Below are 11,938 nucleotides of genomic sequence, written 5' to 3'. Positions count from 1 at the left end.
ATCGAAAATTAGATAGACTTCATCGTGCCTTTTGGCAGAACTGCTGCCACGAAGTCACGTTTGATCATCACTTCGTTAGTGTCGTTCAGTGCGATAACCACATAACCGGTTTCGGCTACTTTGGTTACGCGACCAATCAGGCCACCCGTGGTCATGACTTCGTCACCTTTACCGATAGAGTCCATCAGTTTTTTGTGTTCTTTAGAACGTTTCTGCTGCGGGCGCAGGATCATGAAATAGAAAATCAGACCAAAAACCACCAGCATGATAACCAGAGAGTAAGGACTTCCCTGTGACGGTGCGCCGGTCGCTGCGACTGCATCGGAAATGAAAAGACTCATTTAAATTCCCTCATTGTTGTTGTGAAGCAAATTGATGTAAAACAAACCGAGAATCCGACCCGGAGTCTGCGATGAAACGTCTCGCACAATACCCCATAATGCCGGTCCAAGAAATTATAAAATCGGCACCCTCTTTCGAAGATGCCGACACGAGAAAGAAATCAGAAGTTTAAAGGCGGAACAGGCTTGCCTTTACGCTCATAGAAGTCTGTCACAAACGCTTCTAATTTACCCTCTTCGATAGCCTGGCGTAAACCGGCCATCAGACGCTGGTAATAGCGCAGATTATGGATCGTGTTTAGCCGCGCACCGAGAATTTCGTTGCAACGGTCAAGATGATGCAAGTAGGCACGGCTATAATTGCGACATGTGTAACAATCACAATGTTCATCCAGCGTCGACGTATCATCTTTATGCTTGGCATTACGGATTTTTACGATGCCGTCAGTGACAAACAGGTGACCGTTACGCGCGTTACGCGTTGGCATCACGCAGTCAAACATATCGATACCGCGACGCACGCCTTCAACCAGATCTTCCGGTTTACCGACACCCATCAGATAGCGAGGTTTGTCTTCCGGAATTTGCGGACAAACGTGCTCCAGAATACGGTGCATGTCTTCCTTCGGCTCGCCCACTGCCAGGCCGCCCACAGCGTAACCATCAAAGCCGATATCTACCAGCCCTTTTAATGATACATCTCGTAAATCTTCGTAAACGCTGCCCTGAATAATCCCGAACAAAGCATTCTTATTATTCAACTCGTTGAAGCGATCGCGACTGCGTTTTGCCCAACGCAAAGACATCTCCATCGAGCGTTTTGCATAATCCCAGTCAGCAGGATATGGCGTACATTCATCGAAGATCATTACGATGTCGGAACCCAGATCGTTTTGGATTTCCATGGATTTTTCCGGACTAAGGAACACCGGGTCACCGTTGATCGGGTTACGGAAATGCACACCCTCTTCTTTGATTTTACGCATCGCGCCCAGGCTGAACACCTGGAAGCCACCTGAATCGGTGAGGATCGGGCCATGCCAGTTCATAAAATCATGCAGATCGCCATGCAGTTTCATGATTTCCTGCCCCGGACGCAACCACAGGTGGAAAGTGTTGCCCAGCAAAATCTGTGCACCGGTGTCTTTGACTTCTTCCGGGGTCATGCCTTTTACGGTGCCGTAAGTGCCCACTGGCATAAATGCCGGGGTTTCGACCACGCCACGTTCAAAGATCAGACGCCCGCGACGTGCGCGGCCATCGGTCGTGCTTAATTCGTACTTCACATTGCCTCCAGCATCAGAGAAACAGTCTGATGAGGTTAAATCCGTGGCATGACGCCCGGAAGAGAAAGCCCGGATGCACCGGGTGCGACCAGGCCGGTAATTATTAACTCAAGGTTACTGGCCGACCACTTCCTGCGGCGCCAGCGGGTTACGGTTGATGAACATCGCATCACCATAACTGAAGAAACGGTACTGCTCAGCCACCGCCTGATGGTAAGCATTCATGGTATTTTTATACCCGGCAAACGCCGACACCAGCATGATCAGCGTCGATTCCGGCAGATGGAAATTCGTGATCAGGGAATCAATTACCTGATAGTGATAGCCCGGATAAATGAAAATCTTGGTATCGCCGAAGAACGGCGCAATCAGTGCATCTTCACTGGCCTTCGCTGCACTTTCCAGCGAACGCACAGATGTTGTCCCCACGGCCACCACGTTATTGCCACGCGCTTTGCAGGCCAGCACCGCATCCACAACGTCCTGAGGCACTTCGGCATACTCAGCGTGCATGATGTGGTCTTCAATGGTGTCCACACGAACCGGCTGGAAGGTGCCTGCCCCCACATGCAGCGTCACAAAAGCGAACTCCACGCCTTTGGCTTTCAGCGCATCCATCAGCGGCTCATCGAAATGCAAGCCAGCGGTGGGCGCAGCTACCGCACCCGGGCGTTCGCTGTAGACGGTCTGATACAGTTCACGGTCGGCATCTTCATCAGGACGGTCGATATACGGCGGCAGCGGCATATGGCCGATTTCGTTGAGCAGAGTAAAGACATCACGATCTTCATTAAATTCCAGCTCAAACAGCGTATCGTGGCGCGCCACCATCGTCGCTTTAATATCTTCTTTATCACCGAGCAGCAGTTCTGCGCCCGGTTTTGGCGATTTGGACGCACGCACATGGGCCAGAACGCGGTGTGAATCCAGCACGCGCTCAACCAGCACTTCAATTTTACCGCCGCTGACCTTGCGGCCAAACACACGAGCCGGGATCACGCGGGTATTGTTAAATACCAGCAAATCGCCGGGATGAATTTTATCGAGAATATCAGTGAACACGCCGTGCGTTAACTCACCGCTTGGCCCGTCCAGAGACAACAAACGACAGCCGCTGCGCTGGGTCTGCGGATAGCGGGCAATCAGGGATTCAGGGAGTTCAAAAGAAAAATCGGCAACACGCATGGTTTTTCACTTCACTTAACGACAAAAACAGGCGGCTTAGTCTAGTGGGACGGGGCATCCCCTGCAAGCTTCTGCGCGAATAAAGGCATCCGCTGCCCTGTCGGAGATCAACTTTCCTGCGTTATACTTCGCGAATGAATTTTTTAGCCCACCTCCATCTGGCCTCACTGGCCAAAAGTTCACTGACCGGAAATCTGCTGGCAGACTTCGTTCGCGGCAATCCTGACGGTCAGTTCTCTGATGAGATCGTCAGCGGCATCCGCATGCACCGCCGCGTGGATGTCATGACCGATTCACTGCCGGAAGTGAAAATTGCCCGCAGTTATTTCCGTGAAGATTTTCGCCGCGTCGCACCGATAACGCTCGATGTCGTCTGGGATCACTTCCTTTCCCGTCACTGGGCCAGCATTCATCCGCAGCAATCACTGGAAGATTTTCTTGACGGCTGTCAGCAGGAAATTGAACCTCAGTTACCTGAAATGCCGGAACGTTTCCAAAATCTGAACGCTTATCTCTGGCCTGAACGCTGGATGGAACGTTACGCGGTGCTGCCTTTTATTGGCGACGTATTGCGCGGTATGGCTAACCGGCGGCCAAAACTTGCCGCCCTGACCGGCTCTTTCCATGATATCGAACTCAATTACGACGCCCTCGAGCAACTGTTCTGGCAGTTTTATCCGGTGATGATGCAACAGGCGAGAGACCGGCAAATCTGACAAATACCCTTCATTTTGTGGATTACCCCGCAATTCTCTGCAAGACAAAAAGTAGTTGTTAAAAAGTTTGAGACTTACTTCAAAGACTGATAGCCGGATGCTATCTGATTGATTGGTGCGATGGGGTTTATTCACCCGAAGGTTGCCCCTATACTGGCAGTCGTTTTGTTCACCCTTTCCTTCTCACCTACGACGCCCGGAAGGGTTTCATAAGGAGTAATAATATGGTTCTGGTAACTCGTCCAGCCCCTGACTTCACCGCAGCAGCAGTACTGGGCAGCGGCGAAGTAGTTGAAAACTTCAACTTCAAAAAACACACTGCAGGCAAACCTACTGTTATCTTCTTCTGGCCAATGGACTTCACTTTCGTCTGTCCTTCTGAACTGATCGCTTTCGATCACCGTTACGAAGAATTCCAGAATCGTGGCGTAGAAGTGGTAGGCGTCTCCTTCGACTCCGAGTTCGTTCACAACGCATGGCGTAACACCCCTGTAGAGAAAGGCGGCATCGGTCCTGTTAAGTACGCGATGGTTGCTGACATCAAACGCGAAATCCAGAAAGCCTACGGTATCGAACATCCGGACGCTGGCGTTGCACTGCGCGGCTCTTTCCTGATCGACAAAGAAGGCGTTGTTCGTCACCAGGTCGTTAACGATCTGCCACTGGGTCGTAACATCGACGAAATGCTGCGTATGGTTGACGCACTGCAATTCCACGAAGAGCACGGCGAAGTGTGCCCGGCTCAGTGGGAAAAAGGCAAAAAAGGCATGGGCGCATCCCCGGATGGCGTGGCTAAATATTTGTCTGAAAACGCATCAAACCTGTAATCCTTCAGCGGATTTCACGGTCAATAACGGTCAGCCTCGCTGGCCGTTTTTTTTTGCCTGCTATCCGGCACGATCACATTTTCCCGCCTTCCCTTCCCGCTCCCGGTCATTTACGTCTACGCTGAAAAATAGTCTGACCGTCTCATTATGGCGTGCCGTTTGCATAAAGAGTGTCAGACTGAAAAAACAAAAAAGCGTTATCACACAATAACCTGAAGGTTATGACTCAAAAGACAGGGTAATAGACAGGAGCCCCTATGTTACGGAAATCACTCATCGCGCTGGCCATGCTGACCAGCCTGCCGTTGTACGCCGCATCGAATCCCGCGGTGGAAGCCAAAAATGGCATGGTCGTCACCTCGCAATATCTGGCGTCTCAGGTCGGCGTCGATATTCTGAAAATGGGCGGCAACGCCATCGATGCTGCCGTGGCTGTCGGCTACGCGCAGGCCGTCGTCAACCCATGCTGTGGCAATATCGGTGGCGGAGGCTTCATGACGGTGCATCTTGCCGACGGTAAAGACACCTTCATCAACTTCCGCGAAACCGCCCCGGCCGCCGCCAGTGCCAATATGTATCTGGATGCCGACGGCAACGTGAAGAAAGGGGCCAGTCTGTATGGCTATCTCGCCGCAGGCGTGCCGGGTACGGTATTGGGCATGGATACCGTGCAGAAAGAATACGGCAAACTGACGCGCCAGCAGGTAATGGCACCGGCGATTAAACTCGCCCGTCAGGGATTTGTACTGACCCGTGCTGATACCGATATTCTTGATACCACCGTCAAACGCTTCAAAGAAGATCCCGAAGCCGCGCGCATTTTCCTGCGCAAAGACGGCAGCCCGCTGCAACCCGGCGACAAACTGGTACAAACCGATTTAGCCAACACGCTGGAGTCCATATCGAAACATGGCCCGGATGCGTTCTACAAAGGCAAAATCCCGGCAGCGGTCGAAGCGGCCTCTAAAAAAGGTGGCGGAATCCTGACCGCAGCGGATTTCGCGAATTATAAAGTCACCGAAGACGCCCCGATCGCCTGCAGCTATCGCGGTTATAAATTTGTCTCAGCGCCACCGCCAAGCTCCGGCGGTGTTACGATGTGTGAAATCCTTAACATCGTTGAAGGCTATGACCTGAAGAGCATGGGCTTCAATTCAGCGGCATCGATTCACGTCCTCACCGAAGCCATGCGCCATGCGTATATGGACCGCAATACCTATCTCGGCGATCCGGAATTCGTGAAAAACCCGATCGACCGGCTGGTCAGTAAAAGCTATGCCGAAGAAATCCGTAAGAAAATAGAAGCGGACAAAGCCACGCCGTCCACTGCCGTTCAGCCGGGTATGGAACCGCACGAGAAACCGGAAACCACGCATTATTCCATCGTCGATAAAATGGGTAACGCGGTGTCCACCACCTACACAGTGAATGGCCGCTTTGGTTCTGTCGTGATTGCACCGGGCACCGGTTTCTTCCTGAATGATGAAATGGATGACTTCACCACCAAAGTCGGCGAGAAAAACCTGTACGGTCTGGTGCAGGGAACCAAAAATGTCATCGCCCCCGGTAAGCGCCCACTATCCTCTATGAGCCCGAGTCTGGTGACCAAAGACGGTAAAATCTTCATGGTTCTGGGATCGCCTGGCGGTTCGCGCATCATCACCATTACCCTGCAGGCGGCGCTGAATGTCATCGATTACGGCATGGCACCACAGGAAGCCGTGGATGCGCCACGTATTCATCATCAGTGGTTGCCGGATGAAGTGTATTACGAGCAGCGCGGCGTTTCTCAGGACAGCCTGAATATCCTGCAGAAGATGGGTTATAAAATGGTGGAACAGACGCCATGGGGTGCGACGGAGCTGATTATGGTGGGGTTACCGGGTGCGGCCGGTGTGACATCGGCGAACTCAGGTAATGACTCGGCGGTGTCAGGCAAGGTTCGCGAAGGTTATCTGTATGGCGCGAATGATGTGCGACGTCCCGCAGGAGCCGCCATCGGTTATTAACTGGCATCCTTCAAGCTATCTCTGCATTGGCTGCCTTCATTCACCCCGATCACTTACCTGTAGTAAAAAGCCCCCGATATCATCTGATATCGGGGGCGTTAAAATTTACCGAAAGGTAAGTGCTTGCTTACGCTTTATTGCTCAGCGCCAGTGCTTCTTTCTTACGGTCGTTGCGGCGTTTAAAGGCATAACCGACCAGTAGCGCCACCACCCAAACCATCCCCACATACAACGAAATACGGGTATCCGGGAAGTAACCAATCAGGCCGATGATGAACACCAGGAAAATAATACCGAACACCGAGGTATAAACGCCGCCACGCAGCGGAAACTCCAGCTCTTTCACCTGTTGTTTGCTCAGTTTGCGACGGAAACCAATCTGCGAGAACAGGATCATAATCCACACCCAGACCGTTGCGAAGGTCGCCAGAGACGCAATCACCAGAAACACAGCCGATGGCATGACGTAGTTCAGATAAACCGCCACCAGCAGTGCCGCCATCATCACCAGAACGGTGACCCACGGCGTGCCCAGACGCGATACCTTGCTGAACATTTTCGGTGCCTGCCCCTGCTCTGCCATTCCGTGCAGCATACGGCCCACGCCGAACACATCACTGTTAATGGCAGAAAGCGACGCGGTAATCACCACAAAATTCAGGATCGTCGCCGCAGCAGTAATGCCCATGTGCTGGAAAGTCAGCACGAACGGACTGCCCTGCGTCCCCACCTGATTCCACGGGAAAATAGACATGATCACAAACAGCGTACCCACATAAAATACCAGAATACGCAGCGGTACTGAGTTGATGGCTTTCGGAATAGATTTCTTTGGGTCTTCCGCTTCACCGGCCGTGATCCCGATGATCTCGATGCCGCCGTAAGCAAACATCACCAGTTGTAAGGACAAAATCGTCCCCATGATGCCCTGACTGAAGAAGCCACCATGACTCCACAGATTGTGGATACCGGTCGCCTGCCCGCCATTGCCGATACCCCAGAAGATAATCCCAAAGCCTGCCACGATCATGATGATGATGGTCAGCACTTTAAAGAAAGAGAACCAGAACTCCAGCTCGCCGAAGACTTTCACGCTGACCAGATTGATCGCGCCGATGATCAACACCACGCTGAGCACCCAGGTCCATTGCGGCACATCAGGGAACCAGACGCCCATATAAATGCCGAACGCGGTTACATCAGCGATGGCGACGATCAGGATTTCGAAACAGTACGTCCAGCCGGTGATGTAACCCGCCATCGGCCCGAGGTAATCTTGCGCATAACGCGAAAATGAACCGCTCTGCGGGTTGTTAACCGACATCTCACCGAGAGCACGCATGATGATAAACGCGATAATCCCACCGACCAGATACGCCAGCAATACGCTCGGTCCGGCCATTTTAATCGCATCTGCCGAGCCATAAAACAGACCAGTTCCGATGGCTGAGCCCAGTGCCATAAAGCGGATATGGCGCGTTGTCAGGCCACGTTTTAACTTCGTGCCCGGCGCTTCGTTCTGCGCTATTGGTTGTTCAGCTTCTTGCTGCATGTGCATTAACCCGTGTTGTTTTTTTAAATATCAAAAATCGTATTCTAAAAAATGACTTTTAGCCTGCCAATGAAAAAGCCACGGAAGGGTTCTCCGTGGCCTGATTGGCGAAACATTCGTCAGACGATCATGCTTTTATGTCTTCGAACATTCACCCGATGATCATTGGTGCGCGGTAACGCTGCGCGGGCCGCTGATTTTGTCATAAATCCCGACCAGTACCAGCATTAATAATGACGGGGGTAACCAGGCAAGACCTTGTGCAGCCAGGGGCAGGTTTGCGGTCCAGGCTGGCATCAGGTCAACAAAAGCAGACGCCTTGATACCATCAACAATGCCGAACACCAGGCTTACCAGCATGACCGGCGCCACGATACGCGTGGTGCTGTTCCACCAGCGCAGGGTGAAACTCAGCACAACCAGCGCGATACAAGGCGGATAAATCGCCGTCAGTACCGGTACTGAAATCGCAATCAGATGGCTCAGACCCAGGTTGGACACCAGCATGGAGAACAGACCCAGAATGAAGACCAGTGTTTTGTAAGACAGCGGCAGATACTGAGCAAAGAATTCCGCACAGGCGCAGGTCAGGCCAACCGCCGTCACCATGCAGGCGATGAAAATCAGCGCACCAAGGAAGAAGCTGCCCACACCGCCGAAGGTATGTGCCACATAGGCATGCAGAATAATCGCACCATTGGTCGCATCAGGCACCAGTGAAGCGCTGTTTTCGCCGAGCTTGAACAGGCTCAGGTAAACCAGCATCAGACCCAGACCGGCAATCAGCCCTGCCAGCACGGTATAACGGGTCAGCAGTTTGGCATCAGATACACCACGGGAACGCGCGGCATTGACGATAACAATACCGAACACCAGCGCGCCCAGCGTATCCATGGTCAGATAGCCGTTAACGAAACCGCTGGAGAACGGCACTGTCTGGTAAGCATCCACCGCTGGCATCGGAGAACCGGCTGGCCAAAGTACGGCAGCAATACCCAGTGCAGCCAGCGCCACCATTTTCAGCGGCGCGAGGAAATGGCCGACAGTATCAAGCAAACGTCCCGGATACAGGGAAATGCCGATGACTAGGGAGAAATAGATCACGCTATAAATCAGCAGAGGCAGCGGGCCGTCACCGGTCATCGGTGCGATACCCACCTCAAAAGAAACGGTTGCCGTGCGTGGCGTGGCAAACAGCGGGCCAACAGCCAGATAACACACAGTGGCCAGAAGAATACCGGCACCACGACCAATTGGCGTACTCAGGGCATCCACACCGCCGCCAACGCGTGCGAGTGCAATTACCGTCATCACCGGAAGTCCGACTGCGGTGATCATAAAGCCGGCAGCAGCCCACCAGACGTCATGACCTGCCTGCAAACCAACCATTGGCGGGAAAATAATATTCCCCGCCCCGACGAATAAGGCGAAGGTCATGAAACCCAGCGCCAGAATATCTTTATTTGTTAAACGAGTACTCATGATGGGTGTCGTGTTGCCTGTTCAAATGAATAAAGTGTCCGATGCTGCCGTCGTGCCACGTCGTCAGAAAGATGAATGGCATATAACAGCCAGAGAGCACCCATGTGAGGAGCGAAGTGAGCAAAAACGCCTGATGATATGCAGATGATTACGTTGTTATGCAGGGAGTATCGAGCGACAGCGGGGGCTAAGGTAATCTTTTATAGCGTATAAAGGCAAGCCGGGATCCAAAAAGCAGAGTGTTTAACCAAATTAATGTTACAAGGCAGGTATATTCACTAAATACTGCGATAAACACACCATATGATATGTATGATTTTTGAACTAATGAAGCACAAGATATGCTCTGATAAGATTAAAAATGCGTGAAATCACCACTTTCAGGTTATTTCACGCACAGTTTACAGCATATTTACAAGGTCATCATTTGACCTCTTTCAGGGGTTACCAGACGCGGGCAGCAATATCGACCACCAGTTTTAGTTTTTCCCACTGCTGCGCTTCGGTCAGGCTGTTGCCCTCTTCCGTTGACGCAAAACCACATTGCGGGCTGAGGCAAATCTGGTTGATATCCAGATATTCCGCCGCCTCGGCCAGACGTGATTCCACGGTTTTTGCCAGTTCAAGCTCACCGGACTTGGTGGTGATCAATCCCAGAACCGCCTGCTGATGGCCTTTCTTAATGAAACGCAGCGGTTCGAAGCCACCGGAGCGCTCGTTGTCATATTCCAGGAAGAAGGCATCGATGTTCACGCCACCAAACAGGATCTCCGCGACAGGTTCATAGCCGCCTTCAGAAATCCAGGTGGAACGGAAGTTCCCGCGACAAACATGCAGACCAATCACCAGATCATCAGGTTTACCGGCAATCGCTTTATTCAGCACGTCAGCGTAAGTACGTGCTAACTCTTCCGGAGAATCGCCACGTTCGCGGATCTGCTTCTTCTGATCTTCAGAACACAGATAAGCCCAGACGGTGTCATCGAGTTGCAGATAACGGCAACCGGCATCGTAAAACGCTTTAATCGCATCCCGGTAAACCTGCGCCAGATCGTCAAAATACGCTTTCAGATCCGGATACACTTCTTTGCTGATGGCGTTACGGCCACCGCGGAAATGCATCACACTCGGGCTTGGAATGGTCATTTTCGGCACAGCACTTCCGCTGATGCTTTTCAGGAAACGGAAATCTTCCAGCATCGGGTGCGAGCCGAAACCGAGCTTGCTGACCACTTTAATGCTGCGCGCTTTAGTCTGTACGCCGTTGAACTGGATCCCCTGCACCGCATCGTAACCTTCGACACCTTCCAGACCTTCGAAGAAATCGAAGTGCCACCAGGCCCGGCGGAATTCACCATCAGTGACCACTTGCAGACCCGCTTCGCGCTGCAAGTCCACCACGCGGCGAATTTCGGTGTCTTCCACGGCTCGCAGTTGCGCGGCATCAATCTCACCCGCCTGAAACTGCTTACGGGCTTCTTTAATCGCCGCCGGACGCAGGAAACTGCCAACGACGTCTGCACGGAATGGAGGGGTTGTACGTTGCATGAAGAACTCCTTAATAACATCCCGCCGGTGGCGAAATGCGAATGATTCACAAAGTAAATAATTACGCTGCGTTATATTTAGACATCTGGATGTCTAAACGTCTTTAAGAAGATACTGTCATGCAGGGTGTTAACGGGCAACAGAGGAATTTTCATGGGACATGAAAGAAATTCATGATCGCTTCATCATTTTTCATGATGCTGGACAATATTCGCCCCATTGCGATCTGTAGTAATAAATACTATAGTTTATTTTACCAGGGACGATGACATGAACTGTTTACGTATTTTTGTTACAGAGGATTTTCACGACTTCATGACCGCCAGCAAACTGTCGGAAAAGGATATCCTCAAGTCAGCACATGAACTGGCAAACGGACTTTTTGATGCGGATTTGTCCGGCAACGTTTACAAGAAGAGAATTGCACCGTCAGGGAGATCGAAGTCAGGGTTTGGCCGGGCAGTCATCGCTTTTCGTTTTGAAGATAAGATCTTTTATATCGACGGGTGGCTGAAAAATAGTGTCCGCAAGAAAGGCAATGAAATTCCCGACAAACTTCTGTCTTTATATAAAGCAATTGCTAAAGATTTGCTCAACTTCACAGAGCTTCAACTCGAAACAGAACTTCGAAATGGATTAATTAAAGAGGTGATTTCTAATGGTTGATGAACGTTTGCTAAAAATGCAGCGGATGGCTCAACGCTTCCATGATTCATCTGGCGTGGTAACCCAAACCACGATGCGTGAAATTAACAAAATAGTTGATGAAGCCGTTCAGGAGGAAAGACTGAAAGCCTTCGCAGAAAGCTCTGCTGAACGCATTCGCGCTTTGCGTGAAAAAGAAAAAATCAGTCAGGGCGTACTGGCAAGACTCATCAATATGTCCGCCAACAGCATTCAAAAATGGGAGCGGGATGAAACCAAACCCACCGGAGCGGCGCTGATCTTACTGATGCTAATTGAAGAAAAAGGTTTACAGATCATCTGCTAAA

Annotated in this window: 11 protein-coding genes; 5 read left to right on the top strand and 6 right to left on the bottom strand. The window is 51.5% G+C overall.

Annotated elements, in window-relative coordinates:
* Positions 1–8: 8 nt before the first annotated feature.
* From yajC to queA, 3 genes are all read right to left on the bottom strand, one after another.
* Positions 9–341 carry a preprotein translocase subunit YajC gene (yajC, locus tag HGO41_RS05230; RefSeq protein WP_013576670.1) on the bottom strand — a complete coding sequence of 111 codons (333 nt, stop codon included), beginning with the start codon at positions 339–341 and terminating at the stop codon, positions 9–11.
* 161 nt (positions 342–502) lie between these two features.
* Positions 503–1,627: a tRNA guanosine(34) transglycosylase Tgt gene (gene tgt / locus HGO41_RS05225; protein ID WP_013576671.1), complete on the bottom strand. Its 1,125-nt coding sequence runs from the start codon at positions 1,625–1,627 to the stop codon at positions 503–505.
* A 114-nt stretch (positions 1,628–1,741) separates the two neighbouring features.
* Positions 1,742–2,812 carry a tRNA preQ1(34) S-adenosylmethionine ribosyltransferase-isomerase QueA gene (queA, locus tag HGO41_RS05220; RefSeq protein ID WP_112198140.1) on the bottom strand — a complete coding sequence of 357 codons (1,071 nt, stop codon included), beginning with the start codon at positions 2,810–2,812 and terminating at the stop codon, positions 1,742–1,744.
* 134 nt (positions 2,813–2,946) lie between these two features.
* Between queA and HGO41_RS05215 the strand changes: the two genes are divergently transcribed.
* The 3 genes from HGO41_RS05215 (at position 2,947) to ggt (ending at position 6,364) form a co-directional block, all read left to right on the top strand.
* A complete protein-coding gene (locus HGO41_RS05215; protein ID WP_013576673.1) occupies positions 2,947–3,528 on the top strand; it encodes an ACP phosphodiesterase in 582 nt (193 codons plus the stop codon).
* Positions 3,529–3,752: 224 nt separating this feature from the next.
* On the top strand, positions 3,753–4,355 hold the full coding sequence (locus HGO41_RS05210; RefSeq protein ID WP_013576674.1) for a peroxiredoxin C: 603 nt from the start codon (positions 3,753–3,755) through the stop codon (positions 4,353–4,355).
* Between the two features lie 257 nt (positions 4,356–4,612).
* Positions 4,613–6,364: a gamma-glutamyltransferase gene (gene ggt / locus HGO41_RS05205; protein ID WP_250980841.1), complete on the top strand. Its 1,752-nt coding sequence runs from the start codon at positions 4,613–4,615 to the stop codon at positions 6,362–6,364.
* A 127-nt stretch (positions 6,365–6,491) separates the two neighbouring features.
* Here ggt and proY read toward each other — a convergent pair whose 3' ends face one another.
* From proY to HGO41_RS05190, 3 genes are all read right to left on the bottom strand, one after another.
* Complete coding sequence (gene proY / locus HGO41_RS05200; protein WP_015690313.1) at positions 6,492–7,916, bottom strand: proline-specific permease ProY; 1,425 nt, start codon at positions 7,914–7,916, stop codon at positions 6,492–6,494.
* 162 nt (positions 7,917–8,078) lie between these two features.
* Positions 8,079–9,398 (bottom strand): branched-chain amino acid transport system II carrier protein, encoded by a 1,320-nt coding sequence (brnQ, locus tag HGO41_RS05195; protein WP_013576677.1) that lies wholly within the window; start codon positions 9,396–9,398, stop codon positions 8,079–8,081.
* A gap of 444 nt (positions 9,399–9,842) precedes the next feature.
* Entirely contained in the window at positions 9,843–10,946 is a 1,104-nt protein-coding gene (locus tag HGO41_RS05190; protein WP_013576678.1) for a cobalamin-independent methionine synthase II family protein, read from the bottom strand.
* Between the two features lie 270 nt (positions 10,947–11,216).
* Here HGO41_RS05190 and HGO41_RS05185 point away from each other — a divergent pair, with 270 nt between their 5' ends.
* Both HGO41_RS05185 and HGO41_RS05180 read left to right on the top strand, forming a co-directional pair.
* Positions 11,217–11,612, top strand: a complete 396-nt coding sequence (locus HGO41_RS05185) for a type II toxin-antitoxin system RelE/ParE family toxin (protein WP_037036797.1) — start codon at positions 11,217–11,219, stop codon at positions 11,610–11,612.
* Positions 11,605–11,937, top strand: coding sequence for a helix-turn-helix domain-containing protein (locus HGO41_RS05180; protein WP_013576680.1), 333 nt, complete (start codon positions 11,605–11,607; stop codon positions 11,935–11,937). Before HGO41_RS05185 ends, HGO41_RS05180 begins: the two co-directional genes overlap by 8 nt.
* Position 11,938: the final 1 nt, after the last annotated feature.

Origin of the sequence: Rahnella sp. CG8, from assembly GCF_023701875.1 — a bacterium.
In the GTDB taxonomy this organism is placed as follows: Bacteria; Pseudomonadota; Gammaproteobacteria; order Enterobacterales; family Enterobacteriaceae; genus Rahnella; species Rahnella aceris.
Note: the sequence above shows the minus strand (reverse complement) of the source record. Positions and strands in the feature narration are given on the sequence as shown.